This window comes from Clostridium sp. C8-1-8 (genome assembly GCF_009928445.1).
In the GTDB taxonomy this organism is placed as follows: Bacteria; Bacillota; Clostridia; order Clostridiales; family Clostridiaceae; genus Clostridium_AR.
Genome location: NZ_JAABNO010000004.1, coordinates 117805 through 135009, shown reverse-complemented (window position 1 = coordinate 135009; position 17205 = coordinate 117805). Strand labels below are relative to the sequence as shown.

Sequence of the window (17205 nt, the reverse complement as noted above, 5' to 3'; positions counted from 1 at the left end):
GTGAATTAGTCAACACCTCTGCTCATTCTGCTCTCTATTACATCAACTGGTGTAGTATCAGACATGAGGTTATATCTATAGTTGGCTGCCGCTGCTTCGATTATAACAGCAATATTTCTACCTGGTCTTATTGGAACCCTCATCTTTCTTATAGGAACACCTAGTATATCCATAAACTCCGCATTTATTCCTAATCTATCGTAGTCTCCATCATCTCTCCAGTGCTCTAGATGAACTATTAGCTTTATTTCTTTAGAGGCTAGGACAGAACTTAATCCATAAAGTGCCGAAACATCAATAATACCCATACCTCTAACTTCTAACATACCGAAGGTTATATGAGGTGATGTTCCTATCAAGTCTTCGTCTATCTCTTTTATGTCTACAGCATCATCTGTAACAAGTCTGTGACCTCTTTTAATAAGCTCTAAAGCAGTTTCACTCTTACCTATTCCACTTTCACCTGTTATTAAAATACCTATTCCATATACATCTACAAGCACTCCATGAAGTCTAGTTTCAGGAGCCATCTTATCTGCTAAATAAATAGTGGTTTTACTCATAAACTTTGTAGTCATCATGGAAGTTCTAAGCACCCAAGTTTTATTCTTCTGTGCTGCTTTTATCAGTTCTTCGTGTGGATCTAGATTTCTAGTAATTACGAGACAACTTACATTAAAGCTAAAAAATTTATTTACTCTTTTCTTTCTTAGATCTACCCCCATATCATCTAAAAAGCTCCACTCCGCTTTTCCAATGACTTGTATCCTTTCAGGCGCAAAGTAATTATAAAATCCAGCTAGCTGAAGTCCAGGTCTATTTATATCGCTAACTGTTATAGGTATATTCTTTTCACCTTCTACTAACACTTCAAATTCGAAATCTTTCACTAATGTTTCAACGGTTACAACGCCCATAAATATCATCCTTTATTAATTTTTAATATTTTTAGGTTTACTAGGTTTGTTTGGTTTGATCGTATTTAATTGAGATTTAAAGTTACTTTTAACTCTGTCTATATAATCTCTTCTTAATTCCTCTTGTTCTTTCTTTTCTTCCTCACTTAAACCTTCTTCTTTACTTTTCTTATATAAAAAATTGATTCTTGCAATTAACTGGTCAATGTTCATTAATATTCTCCTTCTTCAGTTAAATTATCATATTTCGTAATTATGCTAAAAAATTAATTATATGTCTAAAATTTATTTTACCTTTCTCCCATACATTAATCAACAACAATTCTTTAGACTTAATTCTACATTCTCACATTATTACATTTATGTAAAATTCTACATTTGCAGTGCTATTACATATATTTCCATATGTTACTTTATGCACTTTGTAGTATTTTGTTAAGTTTTTATAGCATTAATTGTAAGAATTTGACTTACAAATCTTTTTTACAAACATACAAAATTTGTTATAATAATATTACACTTCGCATAAGTTAATAATTTAAAGAATTTGGAGGATAAATATATGTACTGCTCTAAGCTAGAAAAAAGGATCAATAGAAGAAAATTTTTGCTCAACCTATGTCTCAACTTTCTATCCCCTACTAATTTCTTTGTACTGAAATTAAGTGAAAACTTAGACAAGCTAGTTGTAAAGCAGCAAAAGAGTCTTTTAAAGAAGCACATGATAAAAAATAATTTATGGAAAAATAGACGTAATATATTTTATAGAAGCATTGCTTAATTAATGTTGGAGTCTTATATGAACACTATATTTTCAGGACATTAAAAGGCCTCTTTAGAAAAATACTAAAGAGGCCTTAGATAATAAATTATTCAATAAAATAACTATACTACTATAATCCTAACTCATCCATCACATCATCAATATCAATTTTTTTATCGCCTTCAAAGAATACTGCAACAAACTCATTATAACTGTAGTTAGCCGAATCTATATCATAAGAAATGAATTGAGCTTCAACCCCAAACTCTTCATTCAATTCGTCTACAATATCAGTTACATTGTCAATGGCTGTATCGTTTAAGTATGGCAAGAAAAATTCAGAGTACCACTCTGCGCTTTCTTCTTCGTAGTCACTTTCTTCATTTGAATATGCCTTTGCTCCATCTAATTCGACATCATCAAAATCATAGAAAAATCTTAATACAAGACCTTCTTTGTATTCGATTTCTTGAATATCTGAAAGTTCATTTTCACTTAAAAACTTAATAATTCCTGACTTATTCACATTTACACCCCCATTAATATAATAATTTTTTATATTCTTTCTTTACTGCTTCAAATTCATTATCATCTTCTACAAGATTATATTCTTCTTTTCCTTCTACTTCATCCACTCTAAAGACAAATGCATCTTCTTCATCAGCACCTTCTTCAAGAGGTGACAATATTAAATATTCCTGTTCTTCTAAAAATATTCTCGCAACTGCTTCAAAATCAACTTTATTTCCATTTTCATCTCTGAAAGACATTATTTCTTTTTCATCTAAATCACTCATAAAAAATCTCCTTATACTAATAAGTTTATATATAAATTATTATTGCTTCAACTTAAATATCTATTCTTAATAACATTACTACCTATGTATTCCCTAAATCTTAAATGTATTTTAGAACACCTGCAATTTATAAAAAGATGCTTTGAAATTAATTGTAAATTTAGGATATCTCTAATAATATTTTAGAAGTTAAGTGGTTATATAGGAAATGAAACATGCCAAAATCATATTAATTCTTTGCGCAAGCTCATCTAAACATGGGATGACTAACCACTTAATTTCAGTGAATACGTAGATATCACCTAAACTAACTGTACCACTTCAATCTGAAAATATAAATTTCATCATGAAGTGGTACATACATATAGGGTTATAACTTCAACTATTAAGTTTTCGTAATAAAACCCTATAATCCTAAACTAAGCTCATGAAGCTTTCAACAAATTGATCTGCGTTTTTAAAATCCTCTTCAGATGGTACAAAATTAACCTTAAGTCCATCAATAGTTTTTAGCTTTAGACTCTTAAGTCTTTCTGTAAGCATTGGTACACCTTCACCACTCCATCCAAAAGATCCAAAAGCAGCAGCAGGCTTTGCTCTGTTAACAATTGGATTAACTAGAGATAAAAGATCCCATGATGGCTTAACTGCATCTTGATTTATTGTTGGTGATCCTATTAGAAATGCAGAACTGTTGTCTATTAACTCTGCCGCTTTTTCTAAGGACATAGAAGTTATCTCATGAACTTCTACCTTTACTCCCTTTTCACCAATCTTTTCTGTTACATATTTAGCAATAGCTTCAGTATTTCCGTAAGCTGATATGTAGAATACTTGTACATTTTTTTCAATTGGTGCTACAGTTGACCATTCATCATAAAGTTTCAAATATTTGCTTGCATCTGAAACATGTAGTGGTCCATGACTTGGTGCTATTATATCAATCTTAAGTCCATCTATCTTAGCTAAGCCTTGCTTTACGAATTTCTTAAATGGTCCCATTATAACTTCAAAGTAATACTTCATTTCTTCAAAGTAGTCATCAGAAAAACTGTCTGTTATATTTCCTTCTGGACAATAATGGCATCCTGTAAAGTCACAAGTAAATAGAAGCGCTTTTTCTTCTACATAAGTGAATATTGTATCTGGCCAGTGTAGATTAGGAGCTGATATAAACTTTAGAGTAGTTTTTCCTAAACTTAAGTCTTCCTTAGCTTCAATAGCATCAAATGGTCTATTAACTATATTTTTAAGATAGTTAATAGCTGCTCTTGAACCAACCACCTTAGCTTCTGGATAATCTTCCATTAATCTTATCACAGATCCGCTATGATCTAATTCTGTATGTTGAACTACTATATAGTCTATAGCCTTATCGCCGATTACTGCTTTTATATTACTTTTAAACTCTTCATAAAATCCATTTTTTACGCTGTCAACTACAGCTATTTTATCATCTTCTATTAAATAGGCATTATAGGTTGTACCTTTTTTGGTTTCCATTATGATATCAAATACTCTTAATTCAGCATCTTTAACACCAACCCAATATATATTATCTCTGATCTTTTCTGCACTCATTTTACTACCTCCAAACACATAATGAAAATTTTCTAAAGAATAAAATAAAAACCACATAAATTGTACCATACACGCTTGTATTTTACAATCTTATCCATATTATCCCTTTTAAATAACCTTACTTTAAAGGTATACCACTTCGATACAAAATCTACTTTTAAAGCTATTTTTGATAAAAACTTTTAAAAATATAAATTTTATAACGAAGTGGCACATCCTTACAGGGTTCTTAACTAACTATTATTTATAAATTTTCTAAAATCTATAGAACTCTGGATTTTCAAACAAGTATTAATTCATTCATGTAAACTCTTCTATTATTCTAACAAATTGCTAACATTACCATTATAAAACACATATTGATAATGAAGTGCTCTTGTCAAAACTACATATAGCAGCTTTTTATTAAGTTCACTATCTCCATAAACTTCATCATTACAGTTAAATACTATAGAACAGTCAAACTCTAAACCTTTCGTAAGATAAGATGGGATTATTATCTTATCAAGTTTTATATTCTTGTCAGCTTCCTTGATAAGCGTCCACTGATTCTTAGAATTTTTCTTCATTATATCTCTAATCTTTTTACATTCTTCAAAGGTACGGCCTATTATAGCAACGCTGTTCTTACCATTGTCTAAAACTTTTTCTACAATAGCATCTGCTTGCTCTGCAAACTCTTTATTATCCTCATATTGTATTATCTTTGGTTCCTCTCCATGCCTTAATACTGGAGTGGCAGGCTTTAAATTATTTTTTTGCTTTTTAAGCACTTTATTTGCAAAATTTATTATTTCAATAGTGGATCTATAGCTTTGAGTTAATGGTATGTAGCTGCACTCACCATGAAATACGTCTTCGATTAATTTTTCCCATTGATCAATTCCTTTATAATAATATATACCTTGGCCTATATCTCCTACTATAGTCATAGAGTTGCCTAGTGCAAGCATTGAAGCTACACACATCTGAAGTGGAGAGTAGTCCTGAGCTTCGTCTATAACTATATGCTTATACTTTTTATCTTCTGGAACACCTTCAACCATCAACTTTAGATAAAGCATAGCTGCAATATCGTCACTATCAATTATTCCCTCTTCATCATCCTTTTGAAGCTTTGCACTAATGTAATCCCAGAGTTTTTTAGGTACAACACCATCCGTCAACTCGTCAAACAATCCCTCTTCAGTAAATAATCTTCTATATAAATCTTTTGTATCAATACCCTTCCAATTATCAAAATAAGTATCAAATTCACTTCTGCCTTCTGTTCTGATCTTATTTTTAAATTTGTCTCTTTCATCATATATTTCTATGAGCTTTTCTCTTCTTTCTTGACAATCATCCATTTGCTTTTTTATTCTAGATATTTGATACTCATACTGAAAATCTATCTTCTCAATAACCTTCATCAGCTTTTCGTTTAACTTCAATAGAAAATATCTCTTAATTTCGTCTTTTCTCCTATTGATAGGCATATGCTTCATATCTTTTACATACAACCTTTTGATTTCCTTCTCTTCAAACACAGTAAAGCCTTGAATCTTTATATCTTTAATATCTGCCGATTCTCTCTCTAATATTAAAAGGAACCTATCCAAGATTGACTTAAACACCATGGAACCTTTTACTTTACTAGAATTAGTTATATATTTAACTTCCTCGGTATCTTCACTCTCTAAGACTTGTTGGAGCTTTTTATCTTTAGAATATATCTTTCCCTTAAGCTTTAAAAAGTCTTGTGCAAAATCTTCAAAAGTTTTTTGAAGCACTTCACCTACTCCTAAGGTAGGTAAAACTTCAGATATATAATCTAAGAAAAGCTTATTAGGAGCTATAACCAATATATCCTGACCACTTAGCTTATCCTTGTATCTATAAAGCAGATATGCAAGCCTGTGAAGTGCTACAGTAGTCTTTCCTGATCCAGCTGACCCTTGAACTATTATAGGAGCGTTTTTTTCCGCTCTAATTATATCATTCTGCTCTTTTTGTATAGTAGCAACTACTTCCTTAAGCTTCCTACCAGTGCTTTGCTCTAAATTAATCTTTAAGAATTCATCTATTAAAGCATTATCTCCACTATCACCCATAGTATTCTTAAGTATAATTTCGTTAATTCCCTCATCAAAAATATCCTTTATATCGCCATCTTCAAAGAGAAATTTTCTTTTTAAAGAAAGGTTTCCTTGTATTACTCCTGCAGGTGCTCTATAATAGGCATCTCCTTGAGTTCCACTATAGTATAAATCAGCTATAGGAGCTCTCCAGTCAATAACTAATTCCTCACCCTTAGTCATATCCCCTAATCCAAACTTACCTATGTAGAATACCTCTTCCTTCTTTCTGTATTCTCTAAAATCAATTCTAGCAAAGTAAGGTTGCTCTATAGATTCTTTATACTTCTCAACATTTTTATGAACAATATTATATATCTTCTCTTCGGTCTCTAGCTCTTCATTGTATTTTCCCTTAGATGCCTTTTTTAGCTTTCCTATCTTTTCTAAAAGTTTTTGTTCTTCCTCGCCCTGTTCAGAAGCAGCATCCTCTAGCCACTGTTTAGTTTCTCTAAGATGCCCCTTCTCATAATTTAATTCCTCTTCTTTAATCATATCTTCACCACCTTTGGTCTCTAAATAAAAATTATATTAATTTTATACAATTGTTGTCAATAAACATATGGTGTTTTTCATATAATTTAATGTGAATTTATGTTTTTAGTGAAAATTAAATTTATTAAAGATGTACAACTGCAATCCTAAAACTGTTTTCATCCTCCCATATTTGAGGTGTTGAAAATATAGCTTTAATTATGAAGTGGTACATCCCTAACAAATGGAATGAGGTGAGTTTATGAAAATAATGGTTTTAGGTTCTAGCGGTAATATAGGAAACTATCTATCTAACTATTTAAAGAAACAGCACCAAGTCATAGCCCTAGATAAAGATACTTTGGATATAACTGATAAAGACTTAGTTCTGCAACAAGTACAATCGTATTCACCTGACATAGTTATACAAGCTGCTGGATTGTCAGATATAGACTTTTGTGAAACCCATGAGACTGAATCTTATACCGTAAATACTCTAGGAACACTAAACGTAGCTTATGCTTGTAATAGCCTATCAATTCCTATTGTATACATTTCTTCTGCTTATGTTTACGGAGGTGAAAAGCACTCTCCATACTTTGAAACCGATAAATGTACTCCAATAAATATATATGGTAAGTCCAAGCTAGCAGCAGAAAAGCTTATTCGTACCATATGTAGTAAATATTTTATAATAAGGACCTCTTGGTGCTTTGGAGGAAGTGATTGCTATATAAAAAAAGCTTTATCTCAATCTACTACTCCTATATTTTTAATATCCAACGCTGTTATAAATCCAACTTATATTGAAGATTTATGTAGTTCTGTTTCCCAAATTATAGCCTCTGACTTTTACGGAGTGTACAATTGTGTAAATGAAGGAGCTGTTTCAAAAGTTGATGTGATTAAGTATGTATTTGAGTATTTTAATCTTCAAAAAAATGTTTTACCTCTTGCTACTGAGGCCATAACCAATATAGCTCCAAGACCAAGCTATACTGCTATGAATACCTGTCTTTTATATAACTGCTTCAATATAAAAATGCCTTCATGGCAAGATAGTGTAAAAAACTACTTAGGCACAATAGCAATTAAATAAAGTAAAAGGCCACCTTGTCAGGTGACCTTTTACTTTATTTAAAACTATTTATCAGTAGATCCTGCTAAGACCTTTCTAAAATCTTTTCTAGTTGCCTTTGATATAGATTCAACTAAGACGTATGTTATAGTACCATCTATGAAATGGTGAATTAAAGTACCTATAAACACAGTTATTAGTATGGCTTTAAAATTAAAACCTGGGAAAGGCATAACTACTAACGCTTCTAACCCACCATGGATTGGGGAAGTAAATGCTACTGTCTTTCCATAAGAAACACCTTTTTTAATCATTAATGCTCCAGCAAGTCCAACAAAAACATGCATAAGCGCTCTTAAAACTACATATATAGGCTTTCCAGCTATAAGAAATCCCACTGCATTTCCTAAGCCAACTGCCACCGCTGCAAAAGGCGATACAAACATACTTAGGAACATTGGAACATGAGCTGCTATAGTTGCTGTAAATGGTGGTATTGTTATTGTTGCAAACCCGAAAGTAATAGGTATTAAAATGGCTAACGCCACAAGTACTGCAATATAAGTTAAATTCTTAGTTTTATTCATAGTAATTCATCTCCCTTTAGTGTATATACACCAGTATACAATAATAATAGCCATGAGTAAATAACTTATTTTACTATTAATCTTTATAAAACCAAGTGTTTTAGCACTTAAGTATAAATCTTTACTTTTTGATTAAACTATCAAATGAATATAACTTTATATATAGTATCTTCTAGTATCAATATAAATATTAGAACTGAAAGTAGAAAATTTATGGGTTGTATATAAAGATGTTCCACCTATATCTAAGAAATTATTTAAGGGAGTGATGATGTATATGTCTATTCAAGCTCCACCAAAAGAAATAGTGATAGAGTTAAATCGTGTATTAAAAGGAACTCAAATGGGACTTGAAGCCTTTGAAAACCTTCAAAAAAAAGCAAAAGATAATAGTTTAAAACAGATTTTCTTACAAGTTCAAGCTACCTATCTAATGCATAGCAATATACTAAAAGAAAGAATTGATCAACTTGGAGGCATTCCAAAAGAACAGGTAGGACTTATAGGAACATTATCTCAAATATACGAAAACATAAAAAACTTAACTGTTGATTCAGATGAAGAAGTACTTAATGAAGCCTACAAAGCTTGCAAAACCGGTTTTACTATGGGAGATAGATTTATAGAAGATAATAACAACTTAGATTCCACCAGCCGTGAAATCATTGAAAAGATAATTCAGGATAATAAAGATCTTGCTCAGATATTTTTAAACAAAATTAGTCAAAGTAGGTTTTAGACATATAAAAAATCACTAAAGCGTTCTTCTTTAGTGATTTTTTTTGCACAGCTGCATTTTCCAATGCATATGAGGAGAATCTGGCAGTCAAATAAATTTTTTGCTGTTACCATAAATAGCTGTTATAGGCTTTTAAAACTACTAGGTTTGGCCAGGAAAAACTATATACCTTTATTAAAAGCAAAAATAGGACTTGGCATTTTTCGCTAAGTCCTATTTTTAAAACTATTCTTCTTCTTCTTCAACAAGCTCATACATTTCAATAGCCTGATCAACGTACATGATTCCATCTAAATGATCTATCTCATGACAGAAGCATCTTGCCAAAAGTCCAGTTGCTTCATACTCAACAACCTTCCCTTTTTCGTTAAGAGCCTTAACTTTAACCTTTTTAGGTCTTTCTACTAGTCCTTCATAGCCAACATAGCTTAAGCATCCCTCATATCCCTCTTCTTTACCTTCTCTATAAGTTATCTCAGGATTTATTAAAACAATTGGCTCAGAGCCATCTCTTAAATCTATAAATACCACTCTTTTATTTACTGCTATCTGAGGAGCAGCAAGTCCAACTCCATCTACTGAGTATAAAGTATCCTTCAAATCCTTAACAAGAGCTAATACTTCTCCGTTTATTTCCTTAACAGGTGTTGATATTTTTTTCAAATGCTCATCACCTAATTGAACTATCTTTCTAATTGCCATAAAGGTAACTCCTTTCAAAATCTATCTAAACACATTATTACATACTGAAGCTAAATACTTCAACTAAAATTTATAGATTCCAAGAAGTCACCAATACTTATAAGGTTCTAAGCTCAACTTTTAATTTATACTTATGGAACCGTTTTTTGTTTCCATCATGAACAAGTACTTTCCGCCGTTAATTTCACCACCTAAAGTGCTATTTTTGTTTTTATTATCACCAGAAAGTCCTAGGTCATTAGTAATAGTACCATTTCTTGAAGAGCAATTAAACTTTGCTGACTGTTCCTTTACTATCTTGGTGTTTATACTTCCATAATTGCTATATACAGTTACATCTCCTTCTATAGGCTTATTGCAATCAATTTTAATTGTACCGTTGTTAGCTTCAACATTTAGCCCTTTTGTAGGATTGGTAAGATTCACATCTCCATATTTACTAGTAACCTTAGTAAACCCTCCTAGGTTCTTTCCTGTAAAAGCTCCATTTGAGCCTTTAAACTCTATATCATCAGTTATGCTCTCCACATTGGTAGCTCCATAAGAATTTGAAGCTACTATCTTTCCTTTTACATTAAATAGGTTAATATTTCCGTTATTGCAGCTTAGCTGCAAGTTTCCTTCTAAAGTGTCTACCTTAACTGATCCATACTTATTAGTTATTTCTGTATTACCCTTCACATTGGTTATATTAGTACTACCATTGGATTGACTACTCTTTCCATCACTAGATATGTTAGAGATTGAAACATCACCATATGCACTCTCAACATCATATCTTACTGACGCTGGAAGCTTTATTGTATAATCAACCTTTCTTACAGCTCCATCTTTTCCAGATTGATTGCTTGTACTTACTACTAAGTCCTCACCATCTGCAAACTCAATTGCCTGTTTCTGCAATTCACTAATAGCAGACTCATCATTATATGCTATGACTATGTTAGCCTCAACCTCTATCTTATCACTATCACTTTTATCGATTGAAACTTTTCCCTGTTTGTTCTCTATAGTTATTGACTTCTTTCCTTGAAACTCCATTTTGTTTGACACAGTCTTTTCATTACTATAAGAATTAAAGGAAAATCCATTCCAATCTAAAAACGCACCTTTATTTCTTGCAGCGAAGCTTATTCCACTACCGACAAATACGAAAATCACTATTAGCACCGCTATAAAAACACTCTTTCCATCAACAGTTACAGTTATTTTTGAATTTCCTGCTAAGAATGCACCTACTACTAATTCTATCCCCAGACATATTATTAAAACTGGCCACCATTTTTCTAACATCTCAAAATAGTAAAGACTTTGTATCCTTGCAATTATAAGCAGTACCCCTAGTAAGATAAGTCCAATACCTGCGGAAAGCCTTCCAATCTTCCATTGTTTCATAATTAATCCTCCCTGCTGATATCCTTTGGTTTTCCCATGAACAACATCTTAACACCAAAACCTATTAATACTACAGAAGATAAAATTACTTTAGTATAATCTCTTATCATGTACTCAATTCTAGTATCTACAAACTGTCCTAAGAATCTGTTACCAAGGGTAATAATACCTGCTGCTATGAATATGAATCCAAGAATCTTTACCCAGTTTTCAAACCACTTACCTGAAAAGTTTATTTCTGTAATACCGTTTGTTGCTCTTACATTCATCAAATCAAGAATGGAATAAATTATTACTGCTGGCACTCCAATTTTCAATATATCAATATTTACTAAGGATGAAAAAACATAAATCACCAAAAATACACAAAATAATTTCTGTCCTTTCTCTTTTTCTCCTAGATAAAGTTGACCTAAACCTGGAAGTACTGAAAGCATATAGGCTATAAGTTTTCTATCTGCTTCAATATTATTTTCGTCAGCTAAATTTATCATTCCTTTGTTTATCTTATCAGCATTAATCATACAATCTAGTATGTTAAATGCCCATAGTATCGGAAGTGCAGCATTAAATACTCTGCTATAATCACCTATCATGTCATAGGATCTGTCTAAGAAGCCCACTGTAAATAAATAAGATACTATACCGCCTAAAAAAATTAAACCTCTATTATTTTCTCCTAAGTATATGTGTCCAAGTCCTGGGATAAATGAAAGAAAAAATGCTTTTGTTTTACTTTTCATTTGATAATTCCTCCTATCAAAGCTTATACTCCTATAATAAATATAAAAACTTAAGATTATAGTTAATAAATTCTTAACTTTTTCTTAATCCTTATGATAACATACTATTTTTAAATTAAGCTGTCGTTGATTCAATGCTTAAATGAGCTTAAGCAAGGAATTAATTCACTATTTCTTCATGAAAACTTAATTTCAACAATATTTAGAAACAAATCTTAATTTAAAGTTTAGTGGTAATAGATATATACATAGTAAATTTTACCATAAAGTTTACTATTAAACCAATTGTTAAAACTTTATAATTTAAATTATAATAAAGAAATAATGATCCCCTGTACAGTAAAAAAGTAGCTAGACCTGCTTTTATACAAGTCTAGCTACTTATAAATTACATATGTGGATTTATTTCTTCTCTTTGAATTCTTTTTAGGTCTTTTAATCTTAGTCTAGTTTCATCCATTATCTTATCCCAGGATTCACCATCTATAATCATCTTTTTAGCAACCTCATATGCATGATCTTTCTCGCTAACTCCCATGATTGACCCTCCTTATTAATTAAACAACCTTATATCTGTATAGTAAACACTGAACTTTAACACCATTTAATTATTTAATTGATATTTAAAGTTATAGGTATTTGGGATATATTTATTTTGCTTTATATAGAGGTATCATATTCGTTGAAATTATTGCTAAGGTTGCTTGTTATATAAAAGTATAAATTAAGTTTTGTTGTAGAAACTCTTTATATAGCCTCTTTATTAATATGGTTAATTAGTGAAGAAATGCTGGTAGTTATCTTATTGGCTATATATGGATTATTCATGGTATAAAGATGAATTCCATCTACTCCACTAGAAACTAGATCAACAATTTGTTCTGTAGCGTAAGCAATTCCTGCATCTCTTAAAGCCTCTTGATTATGTTCATACTTATCCATTATTTTTATAAACTTTTCAGGCAGATATGCTCCTGAGAGAGATGCAATTCTCTCTATTTGCTTCTTATTGGTAACTGGCATTATCCCAGCTTGTATAGGCACGTTTATACCTTTTTTATAAGCTTTATCTAAAAATGTATAGTAAAGGCTATTATCAAAAAACAATTGAGATATTAAGAAATCTGCACCTGCATCAACTTTGTTTTTTAAGTATATTATATCTTTATCAATATTATCGCTTTGTATGTGCCCTTCAGGATAACAAGCTGCTCCCAAACATATATTTCCTCTTTCTTTTAAATATTCAATAAGCTGATATGCATACTTATAGCTATCTCCCATGTTTTGTTCCTCATTTATATCTCCTCTAAGCGCTAGTATATTTTTCACGTTATTTTTGTTCAAACTCTCTACAATCTTAGTTATCTTTTCTTCGTCAGAGTTTATGCATGTAAGATGAGCTAAGGCTTCTATACCATACTTATTTTTAACTAAAGAACTCAACTCACAGGTTCTATTATTGTTTACACTACCACCAGCACCGTAAGTCACACTTATGTAATCTGGATTTAAAGTTGCTAACTCTTCAATAGTCTTATAAACCGTATCAATTGGTGATGTTAGTTTTGGAGGGAATATTTCAAAAGAGTATACTAACTTTTTCTGTTTAAATAATTCTTTTATAAACATATACAATCATCCTTTTTCATATTATTTATTTAATTTCCTTTTTATTCTTTATTTAACAATAAAAAACCTAGAGAATATACCTCTAGGTTAAATCCAAAGTATATCCTATCTTCCAGTAAAAACTGCAGGATTTAGCACCTTTATATTTTTAGCTTCTATAGGCTAATAACTTATATATTCTATATATATACAATATAAAATATATAAGCTAAGTCTATCAAAACACCTGTATATAAGGTTGCCGGGTTTCATAGGGCCAGTCCCTCCACCACTCTTGATAAGAATAATTATTCAGTTTTAATTATTTTATTATATATTATTAATTAATTTATGTAAATGACTTTATTATAAGTATTATCAAAAGCCACATCTAACTATAATAAGATTTATCTATATTCATATTATTATAATATTATTTTTCAATTAATTTATACCTAATAAATTAATTAATAATTTTCTATGAAAAAGACAGACTATTTTTCATAATACTTTTACCAGCGCTTTAGATTTCATCAGTAATTCCTAAAAAATTAACTACATATAACTATAACCTTAATAACAATATTAATATAGAGATAAGACTTAGACATGTACTTATTAAACATATATATGAAACTACCTGTCTTGTATTCATTCCCTTTTTTTCAAGTCTATAATGTATCTGACTTCTATCAGCTTGATAAACTGGTTTACCTTCTATAAATCTCTTAAATATAACAAATAAATTATCAAATATAGGTACTCCTAAAGCTAAAAATGGTATAAATATAGACATAACTGTAGCTTGCTTAAATGCACCATCTAAAGCGATTATAGCTAGCGTAAATCCTATAAAGTTAGCTCCCGAATCTCCCATAAATATTCTTGCTGGGTGTCTATTGTATTTTAAAAAACCAAGTATTGAACCCACTAAAATTATAGCCATCAAAGCAGAATCTGTTTGCCCTTTTGCCAATGCCACTACAAAAAGTGTTGTAGCTGATATAGCTGATATTCCTCCAGCTACTCCATCCATACCATCAGACCAATTGATAACAGTTGTTACACCGAATATCCAAGTAATAGTAAGTAAATACCTAAGTATGGTTGGTAACTCCACATAACTCCCATTGAAAGGATTTGTGATCCCATTAAAAACTATTCCTGATTTATATACTAATGTAGCTGCTAAGACCTGTATGATTACTCTCGGAAGAATCATGAATTCTTTTCCTCTTGTTTTGTAATAATCATCTATCAAACCAATGCTTAAAATCATGATAGATGAAATAAACAAATATAAGCTTCCGATTCTATCATTTTTAACCAGTAAAAAGTATCCTATAAAAAAACCTATGAACATAGCCACTCCGCCGATTATAGGAATAGGCTTCTCATGAATTTTCCTCTTGGTAGGTTTATCAGTAAATTCTATTTTTTCAGCAATCTTCATTAAGGATGGAATTATAAGTACTACAATCAAGGAAGATACTATAATTCCTATAATATAATTAAACATTAAAATCTCTCCTTTTATCCTAAGACACAACAATATTATATAATATTCTTAAAGACATTCAAAGAAAATTTGGTTACAAAAAGAAAAAGAAAGGGTCTCATATTGAGCCCCATTTTAATCTATTCTTATCCTTGCCTTAACTCCATTTTCTGATAACCCTTCTTTTAAAGATTTAGACAACTTTACTAGGATTTGTTTTTTTACTTCTCGCTCCACTTGCTCTCTTACAAAGCTACTATTACCAAGCAAACTAGCAAAGCCACCTTTATGTCTTTCAAGTATTTCTGAATGATTAAGTATGTCTATATCTATAACAATCCTCATCACTATTACTCCTATCACATAATATCTATATATGATATGACAATATTTAATTTATGATTATTAACTTTGTGTAAATGCTTACTTTTTATCATCTTCCATTTTACATAATACTGAAAATCCGTGGCAGGATATTGTTCCTTCTCGCTTATTTTCATACTTAGCAAAAAGTTCTCTTGTTATAGTGTTAAGCTCATCAAATTCTTCCTTAGTTAAGTATAGAGTTCTTGAGGTAAGAGATATATTAAATTCATCGCTGTGCTCTCCTATTCTTGAACTCAATGAATCAATCACATCAGTTCTAGAATTTTGATAATAGTCACTTACTAAATTAAGTACTTCTGATTTATAGATTTGCTTTGCCTGTTCACCTATATTTTCTCCAACAATTTCAAATCTATCAGCAGTAAGGTAATAATATTTTGCAATTATCCCTTTAACTTCTTTTGTTCTGATTAGCTCAACAATACCTGCTTTCTCAAGCTTTTTTATGTGATAATGGACTTTAGCCGGTACTTCTCCTAGTTCATCAGCTATTTCCTTAACAGTTGCCGCATCTCCCCTATTTCTTAACAAAGTAAGTATCCTCAATCTATATGGATCTGAATACGCTTTAATCTGCTCTAAAGTGGTCAATTTAACCTTATCTTTCATTACTCTCACCTCTACTGGTTTATTGTCAATTCTCATCTTTAATTATAAGTTTGTCTGTTACATCTTCATCATGCTTACCATAAAACTTTATATCTCCTAGTACTAACGCTTTCGATTCATGAAAATATAAAATATCTATAAAATAGATTTCTTTAATATCTTTCTTATACTGCTTTTCATTTATATCTACAGTATAATACTTTGCTATATCTAAAGAATTAATTCCAAAAATTATATACTTCTGATTATTTTTTTCTTCACTAATCTTAAGTGCTCCAAATAGTGACTTACTAGATTTACCTTGCTCCATAGCCTTGGAGTGAAAAGTAGCACCAGCATCAATAAATCTATTAAAATGCCATTTTTTAAAAGCAAAGAGATTGGCATCACTAGATCCTTTTTTAGTAAACATTATATATTTGTAATTTTCTTGTTCTTTTATTGTTAATATGTTAACATCATATCCAACAGTTTTTTCGATATAACTCTCAAAATCCTTCTCATTATCTTTCAGGCTTGAAGAGTAACCAGAAACACTTGTCCACAATAATACTGCAAAAGTGATGACTATAACTGATACTATAGTGAACAACAAAATCTTTTTCATATCTATTTTCCCCATAGTACTTCTCCTAAAACCTTTTTCTGTATTATACCATATAATTTATGTATTATAAACAGATAAATATAGCATTACTCCATTTTAAACTCATATTATTTTATTGATAAATAAAATTTAATAATTATTTATTAGTCACATCTATAATTATCAAATTTTTATTGTAATCTACAATAATACTATCTTCTACAAGAATGTTAGAAATCACTCCATCGCAAGGACTTAGAATATCTAAGTTTATCTTAAGATACTCATACTCTGCAAGCTTCATTCCCTTCTTAATGCAACTCCCCACTTTCACAAATGGTTTCCCATTTTCATCATTAAGTCTTATTCTAGCTACATATTCAGATTTTATAATAATATTCTCATGTTTTAAGCTTGTCTCATCATCTATAGCAACTTCATCTTTAACTTCTTTTTTAACACGACCATTATTATAAGAGCTAAATTTCAACTTAACTCTTTCACTATTATAAAAAAATTCTGCAATACCTTCTTCTCTTGCACTTTTAACTAACTTAATAATATCATGTATATCAAATTCACTTTTTCTCATGTAAAATACTCCATTTAACTACACTCTCA

Annotated in this window: 19 protein-coding genes and 1 riboswitch; of the genes, 2 read left to right on the top strand and 17 right to left on the bottom strand. The window is 30.5% G+C overall.

From position 1 onward, the window contains the following. Positions 1-5 precede the first annotated feature (5 nt). From hprK to helD, 6 genes are all read right to left on the bottom strand, one after another. Positions 6-917, bottom strand: coding sequence for an HPr(Ser) kinase/phosphatase (gene hprK, locus GXK57_RS06115; RefSeq protein WP_160673037.1), 912 nt, complete (start codon positions 915-917; stop codon positions 6-8). Between the two features lie 15 nt (positions 918-932). Then, positions 933-1130: a DUF896 domain-containing protein gene (locus GXK57_RS06110; RefSeq protein ID WP_128214762.1), complete on the bottom strand. Its 198-nt coding sequence runs from the start codon at positions 1128-1130 to the stop codon at positions 933-935. 680 nt (positions 1131-1810) lie between these two features. Then, complete coding sequence (locus GXK57_RS06105; protein ID WP_160673034.1) at positions 1811-2206, bottom strand: hypothetical protein; 396 nt, start codon at positions 2204-2206, stop codon at positions 1811-1813. Between the two features lie 13 nt (positions 2207-2219). Then, positions 2220-2477, bottom strand: a complete 258-nt coding sequence (locus tag GXK57_RS06100; protein WP_128214765.1) for a DUF1292 domain-containing protein — start codon at positions 2475-2477, stop codon at positions 2220-2222. Positions 2478-2891: 414 nt separating this feature from the next. Continuing rightward, positions 2892-4058 (bottom strand): FprA family A-type flavoprotein, encoded by a 1167-nt coding sequence (locus GXK57_RS06095; protein ID WP_160673032.1) that lies wholly within the window; start codon positions 4056-4058, stop codon positions 2892-2894. Positions 4059-4375: 317 nt separating this feature from the next. Beyond that, complete coding sequence (gene helD / locus GXK57_RS06090; RefSeq protein ID WP_160673029.1) at positions 4376-6670, bottom strand: RNA polymerase recycling motor HelD; 2295 nt, start codon at positions 6668-6670, stop codon at positions 4376-4378. A 241-nt stretch (positions 6671-6911) separates the two neighbouring features. Here helD and GXK57_RS06085 point away from each other — a divergent pair, with 241 nt between their 5' ends. Beyond that, on the top strand, positions 6912-7748 hold the full coding sequence (locus tag GXK57_RS06085) for an NAD(P)-dependent oxidoreductase (RefSeq protein ID WP_160673026.1): 837 nt from the start codon (positions 6912-6914) through the stop codon (positions 7746-7748). 44 nt (positions 7749-7792) lie between these two features. On the opposite strand, the gene GXK57_RS06080 is transcribed toward GXK57_RS06085, so the two are convergent. After that, a complete protein-coding gene (locus tag GXK57_RS06080) occupies positions 7793-8314 on the bottom strand; it encodes an ECF transporter S component (RefSeq protein WP_160673023.1) in 522 nt (173 codons plus the stop codon). A 277-nt stretch (positions 8315-8591) separates the two neighbouring features. Between GXK57_RS06080 and GXK57_RS06075 the strand changes: the two genes are divergently transcribed. Next, entirely contained in the window at positions 8592-9053 is a 462-nt protein-coding gene (locus GXK57_RS06075; RefSeq protein ID WP_160673020.1) for a DUF2383 domain-containing protein, read from the top strand. A gap of 225 nt (positions 9054-9278) precedes the next feature. On the opposite strand, the gene def is transcribed toward GXK57_RS06075, so the two are convergent. The 10 genes from def to GXK57_RS06030 all read right to left on the bottom strand — a co-directional run bounded on the left by def (position 9279) and on the right by GXK57_RS06030 (position 17176). Continuing rightward, positions 9279-9755: a peptide deformylase gene (def, locus tag GXK57_RS06070; RefSeq protein ID WP_160673017.1), complete on the bottom strand. Its 477-nt coding sequence runs from the start codon at positions 9753-9755 to the stop codon at positions 9279-9281. A gap of 120 nt (positions 9756-9875) precedes the next feature. Continuing rightward, positions 9876-11150 carry a DUF4097 family beta strand repeat-containing protein gene (locus GXK57_RS06065; RefSeq protein ID WP_160673014.1) on the bottom strand — a complete coding sequence of 425 codons (1275 nt, stop codon included), beginning with the start codon at positions 11148-11150 and terminating at the stop codon, positions 9876-9878. A 2-nt stretch (positions 11151-11152) separates the two neighbouring features. Continuing rightward, positions 11153-11893: a hypothetical protein gene (locus tag GXK57_RS06060; RefSeq protein ID WP_160673011.1), complete on the bottom strand. Its 741-nt coding sequence runs from the start codon at positions 11891-11893 to the stop codon at positions 11153-11155. 388 nt (positions 11894-12281) lie between these two features. After that, positions 12282-12431, bottom strand: coding sequence for a hypothetical protein (locus GXK57_RS26330; RefSeq protein ID WP_202127683.1), 150 nt, complete (start codon positions 12429-12431; stop codon positions 12282-12284). Positions 12432-12640: 209 nt separating this feature from the next. Then, positions 12641-13525, bottom strand: coding sequence for a methylenetetrahydrofolate reductase [NAD(P)H] (gene metF / locus GXK57_RS06055; protein WP_160673008.1), 885 nt, complete (start codon positions 13523-13525; stop codon positions 12641-12643). A 102-nt stretch (positions 13526-13627) separates the two neighbouring features. Next, positions 13628-13809, bottom strand: a riboswitch (SAM riboswitch). Positions 13810-14069: 260 nt separating this feature from the next. Further along, positions 14070-15023, bottom strand: coding sequence for an MraY family glycosyltransferase (locus GXK57_RS06050; RefSeq protein ID WP_160673005.1), 954 nt, complete (start codon positions 15021-15023; stop codon positions 14070-14072). A 114-nt stretch (positions 15024-15137) separates the two neighbouring features. After that, positions 15138-15347, bottom strand: coding sequence for a hypothetical protein (locus tag GXK57_RS06045; RefSeq protein WP_160673002.1), 210 nt, complete (start codon positions 15345-15347; stop codon positions 15138-15140). 78 nt (positions 15348-15425) lie between these two features. Beyond that, positions 15426-15998, bottom strand: a complete 573-nt coding sequence (locus tag GXK57_RS06040) for a helix-turn-helix domain-containing protein (protein ID WP_160672999.1) — start codon at positions 15996-15998, stop codon at positions 15426-15428. Positions 15999-16023: 25 nt separating this feature from the next. Beyond that, positions 16024-16620: a hypothetical protein gene (locus GXK57_RS06035; RefSeq protein ID WP_160672996.1), complete on the bottom strand. Its 597-nt coding sequence runs from the start codon at positions 16618-16620 to the stop codon at positions 16024-16026. 121 nt (positions 16621-16741) lie between these two features. Further along, entirely contained in the window at positions 16742-17176 is a 435-nt protein-coding gene (locus GXK57_RS06030) for a biotin/lipoyl-containing protein (protein WP_160672993.1), read from the bottom strand. Between the last annotated feature and the right edge of the window lie 29 nt (positions 17177-17205).

Bases quoted from the DNA above. Each gene is read 5' to 3' on its own strand.
- GXK57_RS06065 (WP_160673014.1), bottom strand. From the start codon at position 11,150: ATGAAACAATGGAAGATTGGAAGGCTTTCCGCAGGTATTGGACTTATC.
- def (WP_160673017.1), bottom strand. From the start codon at position 9,755: ATGGCAATTAGAAAGATAGTTCAATTAGGTGATGAGCATTTGAAAAAA.
- GXK57_RS06095 (WP_160673032.1), bottom strand. From the start codon at position 4,058: ATGAGTGCAGAAAAGATCAGAGATAATATATATTGGGTTGGTGTTAAA.
- GXK57_RS06085 (WP_160673026.1), top strand. From the start codon at position 6,912: ATGAAAATAATGGTTTTAGGTTCTAGCGGTAATATAGGAAACTATCTA.
- metF (WP_160673008.1), bottom strand. From the start codon at position 13,525: ATGTTTATAAAAGAATTATTTAAACAGAAAAAGTTAGTATACTCTTTT.
- hprK (WP_160673037.1), bottom strand. From the start codon at position 917: ATGGGCGTTGTAACCGTTGAAACATTAGTGAAAGATTTCGAATTTGAA.
- GXK57_RS06080 (WP_160673023.1), bottom strand. From the start codon at position 8,314: ATGAATAAAACTAAGAATTTAACTTATATTGCAGTACTTGTGGCGTTA.
- helD (WP_160673029.1), bottom strand. From the start codon at position 6,670: ATGATTAAAGAAGAGGAATTAAATTATGAGAAGGGGCATCTTAGAGAA.
- GXK57_RS06100 (WP_128214765.1), bottom strand. From the start codon at position 2,477: ATGAGTGATTTAGATGAAAAAGAAATAATGTCTTTCAGAGATGAAAAT.
- GXK57_RS06050 (WP_160673005.1), bottom strand. From the start codon at position 15,023: ATGTTTAATTATATTATAGGAATTATAGTATCTTCCTTGATTGTAGTA.
- GXK57_RS06075 (WP_160673020.1), top strand. From the start codon at position 8,592: ATGTCTATTCAAGCTCCACCAAAAGAAATAGTGATAGAGTTAAATCGT.
- GXK57_RS06060 (WP_160673011.1), bottom strand. From the start codon at position 11,893: ATGAAAAGTAAAACAAAAGCATTTTTTCTTTCATTTATCCCAGGACTT.
- GXK57_RS06040 (WP_160672999.1), bottom strand. From the start codon at position 15,998: ATGAAAGATAAGGTTAAATTGACCACTTTAGAGCAGATTAAAGCGTAT.
- GXK57_RS06045 (WP_160673002.1), bottom strand. From the start codon at position 15,347: ATGAGGATTGTTATAGATATAGACATACTTAATCATTCAGAAATACTT.
- GXK57_RS06110 (WP_128214762.1), bottom strand. From the start codon at position 1,130: ATGAACATTGACCAGTTAATTGCAAGAATCAATTTTTTATATAAGAAA.
- GXK57_RS26330 (WP_202127683.1), bottom strand. From the start codon at position 12,431: ATGGGAGTTAGCGAGAAAGATCATGCATATGAGGTTGCTAAAAAGATG.
- GXK57_RS06030 (WP_160672993.1), bottom strand. From the start codon at position 17,176: ATGAGAAAAAGTGAATTTGATATACATGATATTATTAAGTTAGTTAAA.
- GXK57_RS06035 (WP_160672996.1), bottom strand. From the start codon at position 16,620: ATGGGGAAAATAGATATGAAAAAGATTTTGTTGTTCACTATAGTATCA.